This window comes from Streptomyces sp. NPDC042371 (assembly GCF_056437465.1).
Genome location: NZ_JBWKAP010000002.1, coordinates 60,792 through 77,242 on the forward strand (window position 1 = coordinate 60,792; position 16,451 = coordinate 77,242).

At 73.9% G+C, this 16,451-nt stretch carries 8 protein-coding genes; 1 reads left to right on the top strand and 7 read right to left on the bottom strand.

What is annotated here, in order from left to right:
• Window positions 1–230 precede the first annotated feature (230 nt).
• Window positions 231–4,037: a multifunctional oxoglutarate decarboxylase/oxoglutarate dehydrogenase thiamine pyrophosphate-binding subunit/dihydrolipoyllysine-residue succinyltransferase subunit gene (locus AC068B_RS06085; protein WP_478669381.1), complete on the top strand. Its 3,807-nt coding sequence runs from the start codon at window positions 231–233 to the stop codon at window positions 4,035–4,037.
• An 81-nt stretch (window positions 4,038–4,118) separates the two neighbouring features.
• On the opposite strand, the gene fxsT is transcribed toward AC068B_RS06085, so the two are convergent.
• The 7 genes from fxsT to AC068B_RS06120 form a co-directional block, all read right to left on the bottom strand.
• Window positions 4,119–6,995 carry an FxSxx-COOH system tetratricopeptide repeat protein gene (gene fxsT / locus AC068B_RS06090; RefSeq protein WP_478669382.1) on the bottom strand — a complete coding sequence of 959 codons (2,877 nt, stop codon included), beginning with the start codon at window positions 6,993–6,995 and terminating at the stop codon, window positions 4,119–4,121.
• An 81-nt stretch (window positions 6,996–7,076) separates the two neighbouring features.
• Window positions 7,077–8,330, bottom strand: coding sequence for an FxsB family cyclophane-forming radical SAM/SPASM peptide maturase (locus AC068B_RS06095; RefSeq protein WP_478669384.1), 1,254 nt, complete (start codon window positions 8,328–8,330; stop codon window positions 7,077–7,079).
• A complete protein-coding gene (locus tag AC068B_RS06100) occupies window positions 8,327–8,521 on the bottom strand; it encodes a hypothetical protein (protein ID WP_478669385.1) in 195 nt (64 codons plus the stop codon). Before AC068B_RS06100 ends, AC068B_RS06095 begins: the two co-directional genes overlap by 4 nt.
• Window positions 8,518–12,759, bottom strand: a complete 4,242-nt coding sequence (locus tag AC068B_RS06105) for an SAV_2336 N-terminal domain-related protein (RefSeq protein ID WP_478669387.1) — start codon at window positions 12,757–12,759, stop codon at window positions 8,518–8,520. The genes AC068B_RS06100 and AC068B_RS06105 overlap by 4 nt, the downstream gene beginning before the upstream one ends.
• A gap of 4 nt (window positions 12,760–12,763) precedes the next feature.
• Window positions 12,764–13,765: an AAA family ATPase gene (locus AC068B_RS06110; RefSeq protein WP_356256341.1), complete on the bottom strand. Its 1,002-nt coding sequence runs from the start codon at window positions 13,763–13,765 to the stop codon at window positions 12,764–12,766.
• 169 nt (window positions 13,766–13,934) lie between these two features.
• Window positions 13,935–15,983, bottom strand: coding sequence for a VMAP-C domain-containing protein (locus tag AC068B_RS06115; protein ID WP_478669388.1), 2,049 nt, complete (start codon window positions 15,981–15,983; stop codon window positions 13,935–13,937).
• Complete coding sequence (locus tag AC068B_RS06120) at window positions 15,976–16,389, bottom strand: CU044_2847 family protein (RefSeq protein WP_478669390.1); 414 nt, start codon at window positions 16,387–16,389, stop codon at window positions 15,976–15,978. Before AC068B_RS06120 ends, AC068B_RS06115 begins: the two co-directional genes overlap by 8 nt.
• Window positions 16,390–16,451 lie beyond the last annotated feature (62 nt).

Consider the following 16,451-nt stretch of genomic DNA (forward strand, 5'->3'; position numbering starts at 1 on the left):
CGGGCACCCGGGGGCCGCCGCCGCGCGTAGACGTCGTACCGACGTACCCGCGCGGCCATCTGGCGTTGCAGAACCTCGCTTGTTTCCCGCCATTTACAGCGCCGAAACCACCGATCCAGTGTGACTTACGCGACGGATGCCGGGCCCGGTCTGCACCTCGCGCCGTTGGAGGCGTAGCCTTAATTCCCGCTGTCCATCACCTTGTGAAGCGGAAGAGGGCGGTTACCGCCGTGTCGTCACAGTCCCCCAGTAGCTCGAGCATCTCGACCGACCAAGACGGTCAGGGCAAGGACCCTGCTGCTGCCTTCGGTCCCAATGAGTGGCTCGTCGACGAGATCTATCAGCAGTACCTCCAGGACCCGAATTCGGTCGACCGAGCCTGGTGGGACTTCTTCGCCGACTACAAGCCAGGCGTGGCCGCCTCCGTAGCCGCCGCCCCGGCGAAGCCGGCGGGTGACGCGGCCGCGGGGGCCGCGGCCACCAGTGCTCCCGCCGCACCTGCCGCGCCCGCCTCCCCGGCGAAGCCCGCGGCCCAGGCCGCCCCCGCCGCTCCCCAGGCACCGGCCGCGCCCGCCGCGAAGCCCGCGGCCGCCGCTCCGGCCCCCGCGGCCAAGCCCGCCGCCGCGAAGCCCGCCGCCAAGGCGGAGCCCGCGAAGGAGGCCCCGGCCGGTCCCGAGTACGTGACGCTGCGCGGCCCCTCGGCCGCCGTCGCGAAGAACATGAACGCCTCGATCGAGGTCCCGACGGCGACGTCGGTCCGCGCGGTCCCGGTGAAGCTGCTCTTCGACAACCGCATCGTCATCAACAACCACCTCAAGCGCGCCCGCGGCGGGAAGATCTCCTTCACGCACCTCATCGGGTACGCGATGGTGCAGGCCATCAAGGCCATGCCGTCGATGAACTACTCCTTCGTGGAGAAGGACGGCAAGCCCACCCTGGTCAAGCCGGAGCACATCAACTTCGGCCTCGCCATCGACCTGGTGAAGCCCAACGGCGACCGCCAGCTGGTCGTCGCGGGCATCAAGAAGGCCGAGACCCTGAACTTCTTCGAGTTCTGGCAGGCCTACGAGGACATCGTCCGGCGCGCCCGCGACGGCAAGCTGGGCATGGACGACTTCACCGGCGTGACGGTCTCCCTGACCAACCCCGGCGGCCTCGGCACCGTCCACTCGGTCCCGCGTCTGATGCCCGGCCAGTCGGTCATCATGGGCGTCGGCTCCATGGACTACCCCGCGGAGTTCCAGGGCACCTCCCAGGACACCCTGAACAAGCTCGGTATCTCGAAGGTCATGACGCTCACGTCGACCTACGACCACCGGGTGATCCAGGGCGCCGCCTCCGGCGAGTTCCTGCGCATCGTCGCGAACCTCCTCCTCGGTGAGAACGAGTTCTACGACGAGATCTTCAAGGCGCTCCGCATCCCCTACGAGCCGGTCCGCTGGCTCAAGGACATCGACGCCTCGCACGACGACGACGTCACGAAGGCCGCCCGCGTCTTCGAGCTGATCCACTCCTACCGCGTCCGCGGCCACGTCATGGCCGACACGGACCCGCTGGAGTACAAGCAGCGCAAGCACCCCGACCTGGACATCACCGAGCACGGCCTCACCCTGTGGGACCTGGAGCGGGAGTTCGCGGTCGGCGGCTTCGCCGGCAAGTCGATGATGAAGCTGCGCGACGTCCTCGGCGTGCTGCGCGACTCGTACTGCCGCACCACCGGCGTCGAGTTCATGCACATCCAGGACCCGAAGCAGCGCAAGTGGCTGCAGGACCGCATCGAGCGGACCCACGCCACCAAGCCCGAGCGCGAGGAGCAGCTGCGCATCCTGCGCAGGCTGAACTCCGCCGAGGCCTTCGAGACCTTCCTGCAGACGAAGTACGTCGGCCAGAAGCGCTTCTCCCTGGAGGGCGGCGAGTCGGTCATCCCGCTGCTCGACGCCGTCATCGACAGCGCCGCCGAGTCGCGTCTGGACGAGGTCGTCATCGGCATGGCCCACCGCGGCCGCCTGAACGTCCTGGCCAACATCGTCGGCAAGTCGTACGCCCAGATCTTCCGCGAGTTCGAGGGCAACATGGACCCCAAGTCCATGCACGGCTCCGGCGACGTGAAGTACCACCTGGGCGCCGAGGGCACCTTCACCGGTCTGGACGGCGAGCAGATCAAGGTCTCGCTCGCCGCGAACCCGTCCCACCTGGAGACGGTCGACCCGATCATCGAGGGCATCGCCCGCGCCAAGCAGGACGTCATCAACAAGGGCGGCACGGACTTCACGGTCCTGCCCGTCGCCCTGCACGGTGACGCCGCCTTCGCGGGCCAGGGCGTGGTCGCCGAGACGCTGAACATGTCGCAGCTGCGCGGCTACCGCACCGGCGGCACGGTCCACATCGTCATCAACAACCAGGTCGGCTTCACCGCCGCCCCGGAGTCGTCGCGCTCCTCCATGTACGCCACCGACGTGGCCCGCATGATCGAGGCGCCGATCTTCCACGTGAACGGCGACGACCCCGAGGCCGTCGTGCGCATCGCGCGCCTCGCCTTCGAGTTCCGCCAGGCGTTCAACAAGGACGTGGTCATCGACCTCATCTGCTACCGCCGCCGTGGTCACAACGAGTCGGACAACCCGGCGTTCACGCAGCCGCTGATGTACGACCTGATCGACAAGAAGCGCTCGGTGCGCAAGCTCTACACCGAGTCCCTCATCGGTCGCGGCGACATCACCCTGGAAGAGGCCGAGCAGGCCCTGCAGGACTTCCAGGGCCAGCTGGAGAAGGTCTTCACCGAGGTCCGCGAGGCCGTCGCGCAGCCCGCGCAGGCCGAGGTGCCCTCGCCGCAGGCCGAGTTCCCGGTGCACGTCGAGACCGCGATCTCCCAGGAGGTCGTCAAGCGGATCGCCGAGTCCCAGGTCAACATCCCCGACCGGGTCACCGTCCACCCGCGTCTGCTGCCGCAGCTGCAGCGCCGCGCGACGATGGTCGAAGAGGGCACGATCGACTGGGGCATGGGCGAGACCCTCGCCATCGGCTCGCTGCTCCTGGAGGGCACCCCGGTCCGCCTGTCGGGCCAGGACTCCCGCCGCGGCACGTTCGGCCAGCGCCACGCGGTCCTCATCGACCGCGCGACGGGCGAGGACTTCACGCCGCTGATGTACCTCTCCGAGGACCAGGCGCGCTACAACGTCTACGACTCGCTGCTCTCCGAGTACGCGGTGATGGGCTTCGAGTACGGCTACTCGCTGGCCCGCCCCGAGTCGCTGGTGATGTGGGAGGCGCAGTTCGGCGACTTCGTCAACGGCGCGCAGACGGTGGTGGACGAGTACATCTCCGCCGCCGAGCAGAAGTGGAACCAGCACTCCGGTGTCACGCTGCTCCTGCCGCACGGTTACGAGGGCCAGGGCCCGGACCACTCCTCGGCCCGCATCGAGCGGTTCCTGCAGCTCTGTGCGCAGAAGAACATGACGGTCGCCATGCCGACCCTCCCGTCGAACTACTTCCACCTCCTGCGGTGGCAGGTGCACAACCCGCACCACAAGCCGCTGGTGGTCTTCACCCCGAAGTCGATGCTGCGCCTCAAGGCGGCGGCCTCGAAGACGGAGGAGTTCACGACGGGCGGCTTCCGCCCGGTCATCGGTGACAGCCACGTCGAGGCGTCGGCGGTCCGCAAGGTCGTCTTCTGCGCGGGCAAGCTGTACTACGACCTGGAGGCCGAGCGGCAGAAGCGCGGCGCCACGGATACGGCGATCATCCGCATCGAGCGCCTGTACCCCCTCCCGGGTGCGGAGCTCCAGGCCGAGATCGCCAAGTACCCCAACGCCGAGAAGTACCTGTGGGCGCAGGAGGAGCCGGCGAACCAGGGCGCATGGCCCTTCATCGCCCTCAACCTCATCGACCACCTGGACCTGGCCGTCGGCGCGGACATCCCGCACGGCGAGCGCCTGCGCCGCATCTCGCGGCCGCACGGCTCGTCCCCGGCGGTCGGTTCGGCCAAGCGTCACCAGGCCGAGCAGGAGCAGCTGATCAGCGAGGTCTTCGAGGCCTAGCCCCGGAGGTTGTACGTGCCGGTGGGCCCGGCCCCGAGTCTTCCGACTCGGGGCCGGGCCCACCGGCGTGTGCGGGGTCCGTCAGATCGGCTGGGGCTCGAAGTCCCAGTGCGGGACGCCGCCCGTGAGCAGGCCGGGGCCCAGGGTGAGGACCGACCGGAGGTCGCGGGTGAGGACGTGGGACTCGCCGAGGGTGTGGGCGGACCGCTTGGCGGCGGACCCGGCGATGGCCGTCGCACCGTCGGTGTCGCCCGCCAGGAGGAGCGTGATGGCCCCGTTGAGGGTGCAGCCGAGCGCCCATGGGTGCCAGGGCCCCACCGCCCGCTCCATCTCCACGCGGACCCGCCCGGACAGGGCGAGCGCCGCCTCCGTCTCGCCCGCGTCCCGCAGCAGCCCCGCCACGTTGTCCCGGGCGCCCACGGCGTACGGATGAGCCTGCCCGAGCTGGTGCGCGTACGCCTCCGCGGTGCGCCCGGCCAGCTCGCGGGCCTCCGCGGCGCGGCCCAGCTGGCGCAGGAGCATCGCGTAGTCGCAGGAGACCATCAGCGAGTCGGGGTGGCCCTCGCCGCGCCTGAGCAGCACCTTCTCGTGCACCCGGCCCATCCCCTCCCGCGCGGACGCCAGGTCGCCGGAGCGCCGGTCGCACAGGGCGAGGTTGTGCTCGGCGTACAGCGTCTGGCTGTGGCGGTGGTCGAGGACCTGCGCGTGCAGCCGGGAGTTGTGGCCCTGGATCTGCCGCGCCTCCGCGTAGTTTCCGAGGAGGCGCAGCATCCAGGCGGTGCGCAGCGCGGAGTGCAGCGTCAGCGGGTTCTTGCCGCCCAGGAGCTGGACGCGGTCCTCCAGGATCCTGCGGTGCAGGGCGAGGGCGCCGCCGTAGTGCCCCTGGAGGCCGAGGGCGACGGCGAGGTTGCTGCGCAGGCTGAGGGTGCGGGGCACGCTCTCGCCGCCCAGCTCGGCCGACGCCTGGCTCGCGGCCTCCTCGAAGAGCCCGCGCGCCTCGTCGTAGCGGCCCATCGCCAGGAGGGTGCCCGCAAGGCCGTCCTTGGCGCGGATCACCTCGATGGGTCGGGCGCTCCCGGTGGCGGTGAGGCGGTCCAGGATGTCGCGGCCCACGGCCTCGGCCTCGGCGCTGCGGCCGAGGCTGCGCAACATGTTGGCCTGCTGGTGGACGGCGACGAGGACGGCACGGTCGGTGGGTCCTGAGGCGGCGCGCCAGTGCCGCACGGCTTCCCTGCTGAACCACCAGCCGTCGTTCTCCTCGCCGCGCATGCGCAGGTACTCGATGCAGTTGAGGACCAGTTCGCGTACGTCGTCGTCGGTGGAGGCGAGGGCGCCGGACGGCTCCAGGTGCGGGATCAGGTCGGCGTACCGCGCCCAGTTGGCGCGGGAGCCGGGGTCGCGCGGGTCGGCGGTGACCAGGATCTTGCGGGCGGCCTCGGAGTAGCGCTTGCGGTCGTGCGGGGACTGGATGCCCACGACGTAGCGGTGGAAGAGGCGGTGCATGCGCAGGGTGCTGACGCGCTGGATGTCCATCCGCCCCGGCTCGTACTCGACGCGCATGGAGGTGATCTCGGAGAGCCTGCGCAGGGCGGTGTTCCAGCTGCTCGGCTCCGACACCAGCTCGGCGAGGGGGCGCGGCAGGTCACCGCGGCGCGCGGTCTGCAGGAGCCGGACCGGCACGACGTCCGGGGAGAAGCAGGCGAGGAGGTTCAGGAGCTGCCAGGCCGTCGCGGCGCCCTCGCGCAGGGTGTTGAGGGTCTTGGCCCAGGCGACCTGGAAGGACTCGGGGTAGTCGCGGGACTCCACGACGCCGAAGCGGTCGGGCCTGCCGCCGCGGATGTCCTTGATGTAGCCGGGCACGTCGGCGGTCGGGGTGACGTCGAGCCAGGCCGCCATCTGGTCGAGGAGCAGCGGCATGTCCTCGACGGCCTCGGCGAGGCGCTCGGCGTCCTCCTCGGCGAGCCGGGCGGCCCTGCGGCCGACGAAGGCGACGCTCTCGGTGCGCTCGAAGGGCGGGATCGGCACGGCCGCCTCGGTGTGCGCGGCCCAGTCGGCGCTGAGCGTGGTCACCAGGACGTGGCCGCGCCCCTCCGGGATGAGGTCGCGCACCTTGTCGGGTGCCTCCGCGCCGTCCAGGACGAGCAGCCAGGGGCGTGGCGTGCGGGTCAGCTCGCGCCGCACGGCGTCGATGACCGTGTCGAGCTGCCCGGACACCTCGATGCCGAGCCGGGGCGCGAGGGCCGCGAACTGCTCACGGGGTGTGATGCGGCCCGCTGCGGTGACCCACCACACGATGTCGTAGTCGCCCGCGAACCGGTGGACGTACTCCAGGGCGAGCTGGGTCTTGCCCATGCCGCCGGGGCCGTGCAGGGCGAGCGAGCAGCCGTCGGTGCCGGCCGCCGCGAACGTGTCGTGGATCGTCTCCAGGAGCCGGGTGCGGCCCGTGAAGCGGCGGTTGCGGCGCTGGGCGTTCCACACCTCGGGCAGGTCGTCGGGGAACCGGGGGCCGGGCGCCAGGGCGACGAGGGTCATCGGGGCGGCGATGCCCGCGCACTCCAGGACGCGGCTGCGGGCGGCCTCGGGGCGCAGGCCGCGCAGTTCGACGGGGGCCAGCGCGATGACCGCGTCGGGCAGCGCCTTGGCGGTGATGCTGACGGCGGCGATCCGTTCGCGGTGCGCGGGCAGCACCTGGCGCAGGGCGGCGGCCCATGCCTCGAAGCGTCCGGTGCCGAGCTTCTCGTACCAGTCGTCGATGAGCAGCAGGATGCGGCCGGGGGCTTCGAGGAGGTCGGTGAGGGCGTCGGCGGTGGGCGGGCGCTGCAGCGGGTTCCAGCGCACCAGGGTGGTGCCGCGGCCCGCGGCGCGGATCTGGTGCTCGATCCACTTGGCCCAGGACTCGCTCTGGCCCGCGAAGACCACGGTGACGTGGGGGCGCTCGGCGTCCTGCGGTCCGGTCATGCGCGGCCTCCTTGTCCGGTGGAGTGGTGGCGATGCTGGCACGTGCGTGCACAGGGAAGTCAATTGTGCGCCAAAGAGGCGTCAGAGTAGCCGAGTTGACGCCTCTGATCCGGATGTGACGGTGGCAAGGCGGTCCGCCATGTGCCGGACGAGGCGTTCCAGGTCGGCGCAGTAGACGCTGGGGTGCAGGAATCCGCTGCCCGGTGCGTAGCGGTGGACGTAGTTGCCGCCGCCGCAGACCCGGACGACGGGGCAGCTCCGGCACTCCGCGGCCCGTCCCTCCAGGCCGAGTTGGCGGGCGGCGATGCCGGGGTGGCGCAGGGCTTCGTCGAAGCCGTGCCGGAAGACGTCGAGGCCGGTGGCGGGGGCGCCCGGGTAGGCGGACTTCAGCGAGTCGACCTGTTCGATCGCGCCGTCCGTGTCGACGACGACCGCCGCGAGCGGTGACAGGCCGACGGCCTCCGCGGTGCTCGGCAGGCCGAGCAGCAGGGCCGCGATCTCCCGGAAGAGCCGGACGCGGGTGCGCAGCCGTCCCGCGTCCCACCAGGCGTCGAAGACGGCGGCGAGCCAGTCGCCGTAGGGGGTGGGGCGCGGCCGGTGTCTGCCGGGGCGCTCCTCGCGCGCGGTGCCGGGCGGCGGCGCGCCCCAGTGGGCGTGCGGCAGCAGGAAGTCGACGCCCGGCGGGCGCAGTTCGAGCAGCGACTCGTAGACGTCCAGGGGGTCGGTGGTGACGTCGATGGTGCACAGGATTCCGGCGTACGGGGCCGGGTGCGCGGCGAGGAGCCTTGCGGCCGCTTCTGCCGCGGGCCAGGAGGGGCGGCCCGCGTGGTCGGTCCTGCGGGCGTTGAGGTCGGCCCGTCCGCCATCGAGGCTGAGGCCGACGCGGACACCGGCGGCGGTCAGGCGGTCGAGGGTGGGGCGGGTGAGGAGGGTGCCGTTGGTCTGGACGGTGGCGGTCACCTCGCAGGCGGCGGGGACGGCGGCGCGTACCTCTCGGACGTACGAGACGACCGCGTCCGGACCCGTCAGGAGCGGTTCGCCGCCGTGCAGTTCCACCCGGATCCGCGGCAGCCGGTGCCGGGTGACGTGCTCGGCGATGCGGGCGGCGGTCCTGCGCATGACGGTGGCGCTCGCGCGGGCCGGGCGGTCGCGCCAACTGGTGTCCGGGGAGCGGTAGATGTAGCAGTACGCGCAGTCCAGGTTGCAGCGGCCGTGGACTTTCAGGACGAACTGGTGGAAGGGGACGGGGTGGTGGGCGGATGTGTCGAGGGTGGCGTGGGGCCAGACGGGGGCGGGGTGCGGCCCGGCGGGGGCGGGTCCGGCCGGGCGGTTCACGGGGCGTCCTCGTACCGGGCGACGACCGGTCCTTTGGCGGCGGCGCGCTCCGCGAGGTCGGCGAGCAGGGCGGCGTAGACGGGGTGGCCGGGGTGGTCCGCGTGGGGCGTGAGGGCGGCGAGCGGGGGGAGGTCGGGCAGGGGCTGCCGGTCGGACAGGGGTATGCCGCTCTCCGCGGCGGGGGCGGTCACGCTCCGCCCAGCAGGGTCTCTAGGCGGGTGATGGCGTCGCGGATCTCGTCAGCCCTCACGTACGCCGCCGCGTCCGGGCCGTACTCGGGCAGCAGCTGCCCGGCCTTGCGGTACTCCGTCAACGCCCGCTCGGGGTCGTCGAGTTCCTCCAGCGCCTCGGCATGCGACTGGTACGCCTCTGCGGCGAGCGACGGTTCACCTGCGGCCACGGCCGCCTCGGCCGACCTGCGGTAGTACTCGGCCGCCCAGTGGAGCTGGACCAGGAGGTCGGTGCGCGCGTAGATCTGCGCGGCCACCTCGCCGCGCCGCAGCCAGCAGTACGCGGCGAGCACGCCGTCGGTGACGCTGCGCGCGACGGCGCCGAGGAGCCACTCGGCCTCGTGGAGGTCGGCGAGCACCTGCTGCACTTGGAACCGCGCGATGTACGCGGCGGCGAGGTGCATCCGGCGCTCGTCCCTGCCCGGGTCGAGCGAGGGCGTCGCCTCGACCGCCTCACGCAGATGGCGCACGGCGGCGTCGGTGTCCGCGGCGGATCCTGTGGCGACACCGCGCTGGGCCAGGGCCGCGCCGAGCCGCGACATCAGCACGACCTGGCTCGGGTCGTCCCGCGAGGTCAGGGGCAGGGCCTTCGCCCAGCCCTCGATGGCCAGTTGGCGGTGGTCGGCCAGGCCGGTGGCCAGATGGCGCGCCCAGTGCACGTCGGCGCCGCGCACATGGCAGGCGAGGGTCAGGTCGTGGTCCCCGTCGGCCGCTTCGAGCGCCTCCTCCAGGGCGGTGCGGATCAGCAGCTGCCCGCCCTCGTCGGCGTCGTGGCACCAGGCGAGCTGCAGGGCCTCCGCGAGGTCGAGCCAGGCGAGGCTGCGCTCGTCGGCGGCGAACATGCCCCGCGCGAGGGCCTCCTGGAGGTCGTCGCAGGCGTCGGCGGCGATGGCGGTGCCGTCCGGCGCGCTCCGGTCGACGCCGTCCCGCGCGATCTCGCCGCGCCCCGTGCAGTGCCGTGCGAGCCGCTTGCGCAGCCGCCCCCGGAGCAGGAGTCCGTCGGCCGGGTCCGGGCCCGTCGTCAGGACGCCGGTGGTGTCGACGGCGCGGCGCATGAAGTCGACGTAGACGTCCTGGGGGCGGGGGCCGCCCGCGCCGTGGCGGGGCCCGCCCAGCGTGCTGCCGTAGAAGGCGGCGTCGCCGAGGTCGAGGTGGGCCGCGCGGGCCGGGGTGCCCGTGGCGCCGCTCCTGACCGGGCCGCGGAACACCCCGTCGCTGAAGTCGACGCGCGGCGCGCCGCCGGACGCGCCCCCGAAGGTGTCCGCGAGCCCGCCCCGCCCGGGCCCGCCCTGCACGACACGCCCCCCGAAGGCCCCACCGCTCTGCCCGCCGGACGCGCCGCGCCGGGACCGGGGCACGGCCCCGGAGCCCGCACTCCCGGGCCTCGGCGGCGCTCCCTCCGAGGGCTCGGATTCTGCCGTCAGCCCGGACGGCGGTGCAGGCTCCGGCGCCGGTTCGGGTGGAAGCCCGGATCCCGGAGGCAGTGCGGGTACGCCCTCACCCATACCGCCGCCCGGACTCGTCCCCCGGACCGGGCTTCGCCCCGCAGCAGTTTCCGAACCCGGGGAGACGCCCGCCCCCGCATCCGGCCCCACTCCCGGCCGCCCACCCGGATCCGCCCCCGCACCACTCCCGTACTCCGAACCACGACCCCGGCCTTGACCGGCACCCGGCCCAGACCGCCCGCCCAAGTCCGCCCCCGCACCACGGTCCCGGCCCTGACCGGCACCCGGCCCCGACTGCCCGCCCAAGTCCGCCCCCGCACCACTCCCGTACTCCGAGCCGCGGTTCCGGTCCCGACCGGCACCCTGCCCCGACTGCCCGCCCACGTCCGCCCCCGCACCACTGCCGCTCACCCCCGGCCCCGCACCCGTCCCAGGACGCGCCCCCGAGCCCGCCCCACCACCGGCCCTCGCCCCACGGCCCGCTCCCCCGCCCCCGCCGCCCTCGACCCGCACCCCCGCCTCGACCAAGCGGGCCGCCACCACCGCCAAGCGCCCCAGTACCTCTGCCAGGGCGCGCTGGGCGGGCCAGCCCGGGTGGGCGTTGTCGTCGCCGATGTGGGCGGGGATCGGGAGGAGTTCGGTCACCGCGTCGTTCAGGAGGAGGTACTCGGCCCAGAGCGCGCCGCGCGTCCCGCGGGGGCCACGGGGCGCCTCGCCCGCGAGGCGGGCCGCCCGCGCCCGCACCTCGTCCGGCAGCGCGGCCGCCGCCGTGCCCGAGCGCTCGACCTCCTCGGCGATCTCCATGAGCACCGCGCCGAGCAGCAGCCGCGTCTGCGGCGGCCGTTCCGCGACCGTCACCGCGGCCCGCAGCCCCTCGCGCAGGTCCGCGACGCTCCGCCGCGCCGTCCACCGCAGGAACAGCGTCTCGCCCAGCTCGGCGAGGATGCCGTCGCGCCCGGGACCGCCGTGCGACGCCGCGACCGCCGCCTCCAGCAGGTCCACCGCGCGGTCGAGTTCACGCGCCTGCCGCTGCCGCGCGTACCGCTCGCGGGCCGCCCGGGCCGCCGCCCGCAGCGCGGCCGCGTCGCCGCCCTCGGGGGCCTGCCCGTCTCCCGCGAGGTCCTTCGGCAGGAAACGTCGCAGGACCTCGCCCGACACCTCGGCGAACGCCCGGAGCCCGGGGTGGTCGGCCTCGGCGCGGGGGCTCGCGGGCTGCACGGGCTCGCCCGCGTCACCGAGGAGCGCGACCGCCGTGGCGGGGAAGTTGTGCACGCTGCGGCCGAACCGCCGCTCCAGGTAGTCCGAACAGTGCTTCTGCAGCAGCCGCGCGTCGTCCTGCGCGAGGTGCCCGATGAGCTCCTCCTCGACGCCGTCCAGGAACTGGTAGGCGAGCACCTCGGGGTCGTCGGTCCGCTCGCTGCGCTTCAGGAGCCCGCCGAGGAGCACCTCCGCGAGGACCTCGGGCCCGCTGCCCGCCAGCATGGCGCGCTGCACGAGCTGCATCACCGGCAGGATCGTCGGCACCGCCGACAGATACACGGCGAGCTGCCAGGCCGCGGGCGACGCGGAGCGCCGGAACGCCCGCACCCGCTCCGCCCCGCCGACCTCCTGCCGGGCCCGCACGGGCGCCGATGACGGCCCGTGCTCGGCCTCGGCGAGGCCCGCCGCCGCCTCCAGGGACTGACCGGTCGCGCCCGACACCAGCCGGGCCCAGCCCTCGACGGAGGACCGCCGCAGGGCGAGCACCGGCACGGGGATGTGCCGCCGCTGCCGGGCGGCGGGACCGGCGCCCGCCGGTTCGAACTCCAGGTGCCCGGCGGGCCCTTCCCACCGGTGCAGACGGCCGCGACCGGCGGGCAGGTGCGTACGCCGCCACATCCGCTGGGGCAGCGGCTGCACCACGGCGACCGGCGCGAGCGAGCCCCACCGGTACAGGAGCCGCTGCATCCGCCCGGCACGCCACATCGGCCCCGCGCAGTCGCTGAGGACGAGGGTGAGCCGACTGCCCGTGGGGTCGCTCAGGCGTCCGGGGTTCTGGAGGGCGGCGCCCGGGCGGGCCGTCGCCGCGTATCCGGGGAGCCCGTCGTCGCCCTCGTGGAGGAACTGCACCTGCACCTCGCGGAACGCCCCGGACCGCTCGCACACGTGGCGTAATTCGCCGAGTGCCTGCTCCCACACGACCGTCGAGGTCGACAGGTCCATCACGAGCAGGAGCCGGGCCTCGCGCCGCCGGGCGTGCCGCAGCACGGGGACGACGAGGCCGGTGTCGGCGGCCCGCTCTGCCGTGGCCGGTTCGTCGAGGTCGCGGGGCACGGGACGCACCGGCGGCCGGTACCGCTGCAGGGGCCGCAGCGCGCGCTGCAGGGCGAGCGGGTCGGGCAGCACGGCGGCGGCGGGCACCTGCACGGGGACGCCGCCCGGCCGTTCGGGGCCGCCGCCGTCCTGGACGGGCACGACGAGGCGGGCCCGGGGCGCGAGCGCGGGCGGCTTGCGCGGTGCGGGGGCGGGCGGGGCGGGTGCGGGGTGCGGCGCGGCTTCTTGCGACGTGCCGACGGACCCGGTGGGCCGGGGCCGCTCCGGTTCGGCCCGGCCGTCCCCGTCCGTCCCCTCGTCGCGCGCCGCGAGCTGAGCGGCGAGCCACAGCGAGTCCGCGAGCTCCGGGATGGACGGGGAGAGTTCGGCGTCCCGCAGCCGCGCGACGAGCGCCGCGAGCGCATCGCTCACGGCGTCGGCGCGGTGCGGGGCGGCGGTCACGGCGTCACCGGGGCCCGCGGTCCAGGGGCCGCATGAGCAGCCCGGCGATCTCCTCGCGCCGCTCGGGTTGCTGCCGCGCGGCATGCTGGGCGAGGAAGATCGCGTTCAGGAGCTGGTCGGTGGGGCGCAGCGCACCGTCCGCCTCGGCGTCCGTGAACTGGTCGACGAGGTCGATGTTCGTGTCGTACGCCCCCGTCCCGAAGTGCGCGAGGACCATCGCGGCGAGCCGCTGGTCGCGGGGCGGTTCGAGGTCGAGGGGGACACAGCGGCGCAGCAGCGGTCCCGGGAACTCGCGCTCGCGGTTGCTGGTCAGGACGACGACGGGAAAGGCCCGGCAGCGCACCCGGCCGCGGGTGACGGGCACGCGGCGGCCGTCGTCGGTGAGGACCTGCACGGTCTCCTGTCCCGGCCGGTCGGCGATCCGCTCCAGCTCGGGGATGCCGAACTCGCCCTCCTCCAGGACGTTCAGGAGGTCGTTGGGCAGGTCGATGTCGCTCTTGTCGAGCTCGTCGATGAGCAGCACGCGCGGCCGGTCGGAGGCGATGAGTGCGGTACCGAGCGGGCCGAGCCGCAGATAGCGGCCGATGTCCTCGGAGTGGTCGCGGCCCAGCTGGTTGTCCTGGAGGCGGCCGATCGCGTCGTACGTGTAGAGCCCGTCCTTGAGCTCGCTGCGGCTGACGATGGCCCATTGCAGGACGCGGCCGAGCCCCAGTTCGTACGCGAGGGAGTGCGCGAGGGTGCTCTTGCCGGAGCCGGGTTCGCCGGTGACGAGGAGGGGGCGGCGCAGATAGAGCGCGGCGTTGATGAGTTCGAGGGTCTCGGCGCCCTGCACGGACATGGGGACGTCCGCGTCGCCGAGCCTGCGGCGCGTCGCGGAGTCGACGTCAGGGACGTCGTAGGGCACCGGTGCGGCGTCGAAGGCGCGCCAGGGCGGCGGTCCCGGCAGCCGACGGATCTTGTCCGGATCCGGACCCCCGACGCCTTCGTAGATGAACCATCCGCTCACTGCGTGCTCCTCGTCGACGGTCGGTGGCTGGAACGACTGACCACGGCCTGGCCGACGGGGGCGGCGTGCGCCCACAACGGGCCGTTGGGAATGTACCCACGCACGGGCGGTTGAACAGTGCTTTCCGGCCAGGGAGTTGGGCGGCGGAGTACGACCGCGCGGACCGCCCTCACGGCGAGTCCGCCGGCATCGTGTCCTCGGGCGGCAGCGGCCGCCGCGGGTCGTCGTACAGGAGTGCGAGGGGTTCCGCCCAGTGCCGGTCGTCCCTGCCGCTGCTGATGTCCTGCCTGATGTGCCGGATGCGGTCCGGGAGTTCGGCCACCGAGCCGAGCCTGCCGAGCAGTTGTGCCACGCCTGCGTGCAGGTCCTCGCAGGTGTCCTGGCAGCCGCGGGTGGCGTGCCCCTCGATGTGCCACAGGACGACGCCGTGCCCGCTGCCGAGGGCCAGTTTCATGGCGTCGCGCCCCACGCCGCGCCCCGCGGGGCGGCACATCACGGGGATCGCGGTGTGCGGCAGCTTCTGGAAGTGCCGGACGTGCGGCCTGCTGTCCCGCTCGGGGACGCGGGCGGGTGCCAGCTCGTGGGCGGCGGCCACCGACCGCCACCGGTCGTGCCAGTCGGGGTTGTCCGGATCCGCCCGGCGCGCGAGATCGCGCAGGACGACGCGGCGCTGGGTGCCGAGCCGCTCGGTGGCGTAGAGCTTCGCGATGTCGTCGAACTGCCAGCGGTGCACCTGGGTGTCGAAGTGCTCGGCGGGCAGGGCGAATTCGAGCGGCACGGGCGGGCCCTCGCCGTCCAGCCGGTGCAGGGTCCTGTTCAGGGGCGCGCGCAGGGCCTGGACGAGCTCCCTGGGCAGGAAGCCTTCCCCCGAGTAGTCCTCGGCGGCCATCTCCATGTCACAGCGCCCGAAGTCCCCTTCGTACGTCTCCTCGTCCGCGTGGTCGCCGTGGGTGACCCAGATCTGCCAGTGGAAGCGGGCGGGCGTCACGCTGATGACCGGGTCGAGCAGCACGGTGACCGTGGGGCCCTCGCCGGGGCCGGGGTAGGGCACGGCCGCGCGGTCCGGACCCTCGGGCCCGGGGAGCAGCCCGTCGGGCAGCCGGGCCTCGGTGACCAGGGCGTGCAGATGCGTGCGGTCGTCCTCCCTGAGCCGCTCGGCGACCCACTCCTCCAGCCGTTCGGCGTCGCCGCCGCGGCTGCGCACGTACGCGGCGACGAGCCGCAGGTAGTGCAGGAACGTCAGCGCGTCCTCGGGCAGGGCGCTGTCGTACAGCAGCCCGTGGCCGTCGCGCCAGGTGAGCAGCGCGGGCGCGGCGCCGGGCGGCTTGCGTCCCCGTACCTTGCGCACGATCTTGGCGACGGACGGCGCGGCGCCCGGGTCGGGCAGCCGGGCGAGCAGGGCCAGCGCCCTGCGGCGGTCCCTGGGGGACCACTGGTCGGGCCCCGGCCGCCGCTCCGCGCCCAGCAGGTGCTGCTGTTCGTCGATCCAGTTGTCGCCGGTGATGACGCGCGGGGCCGTGCCGTGCCAGCGGTCGTGGGCGGCGGTCACCGTGCGGTAGGCCTCGCCGAACTGGCGCAGCGCGAGCGTCGCGACGGCCATGCCGCCGTCGCGCTCCCTGCGCCGCGACTTGATCAGGCCGACGACGGCGCCGGTACGCGGGTCGAGCAGCGGGCCGCCCGAGACCCCTTTGGGGAAGGCGATGTCGGGCGCGAAGCGCAGGCCCGCGCCGTCGTCGCGGACGTTGATCTCGGCGTCGGCGCTCCAGGGCTTGGCGCCCGCGCTGCCCTCGTTCTCATCGGGCCGGTAGCCGTACGCGACGACGTCGCCGAACGGGCGTACGGCACGTTCGGCGAGCCACACGCACTCGTGCTCGACGGTGTCGTCGAGGAGCCGGACCAGGGCGAGGTCCTCCTCGGGCGGCACCACGGACCGCTCGTGGTCGCCGATGAGCCAGTGCGCCATGCGGGCGGCGACGGGGATGCCGTCGTTGAGGTCGGTGCCGCGCACGGCGAACGTCCGCTCGCGGTCCCTGGCGAGATGGGGCCGCAGGACGTGGGCGCAGGTCAGCACCCAGCCGGGCGCGACGAAGAACCCGCTGCCCCACATGGTGCTTTCGCCCCCGTCCCGGCCGTCCGTGCCGTCGGCGCCGTCCGCCGCCAGGAGGTGGACGGTGGCGGCCTGCGCGAGGGCGTCGAGGCGGGGGGCGGGCTCAGACATGCGGGGGTGTGGTGTGCTGTCCGTCGGGGCGGGGGCCCGAAGTCGCATCAGGGACGGGGGCGGCCGGGTCGGCCCCGCTGTCCCGGCGCTCCCACTGCCAGGTGAGCGTGACCTGCACCGACGCCTTGGCCTCGCCCTCGGCGAGCACGGCGATCACCTTGCCGGGTTTGGCGCTGAGCTCCACGCCGAAGGTGACGCTGGCCTCGTCGGGCCTGGCTGCGGCGGCCGCGTCGAGCACGGAGGCGCCGACCCCGCGGATCAGCTCCCCGAGCTCCTCGACCCTGGCGACGGCGGTGTCGAACACGCCGACGTCCTCGTCGTCCTCACCGTGGGCGCCGGACGCACCGATGCGCGCGTGCACGATCTTCCCGCCGGGCAGTTCGATCTGCTGGACGTGTCCCGCCACGGTCCCCCCGCTCTCCGCTGAACTCACCCTTCGCCCTCGTCACTTGATCTGCGACGAGGTTA